Annotated in this window: 1 protein-coding gene; it reads left to right on the top strand. The window is 65.7% G+C overall.

The genetic code is table 11. The features are described 5' to 3' along the window. Positions 1 to 245, top strand: a 245-nt coding sequence (locus tag NVV99_RS26755) for an SDR family oxidoreductase (RefSeq protein ID WP_260783330.1), incomplete at both ends; no start/stop codon positions are given.

Genomic DNA, 245 nt, shown 5'->3' with positions numbered 1-245 from the left:
ATTTCGGCCGCGTCGACCACCTAGTCAATCTCGCATGCACTTACCTCGACGACGGCGCGGTTTCAGGCCGCTCAGATTGGCTCACAGCACTGAACGTCAACGTGGTCAGCGCGGCGATGGCAGCGCGTGCCGTCCGGCCGCACCTGGCCCAGGCCGGCGGCGGCGCCATCGTCAACTTCACCAGCATCTCCTCCAAGATTGCCCAGACAGGGCGCTGGCTCTATCCCGTCTCCAAGGCCGCGGTG

It is taken from the genome of Rhodococcus sp. PAE-6, assembly GCF_025290685.1.
Classification (GTDB): domain Bacteria; phylum Actinomycetota; class Actinomycetes; order Mycobacteriales; family Mycobacteriaceae; genus Rhodococcus; species Rhodococcus pyridinivorans.
The sequence above is the reverse complement of the archived record's forward strand: the minus strand, read 5'-3'. Positions and strand labels throughout refer to the sequence as shown.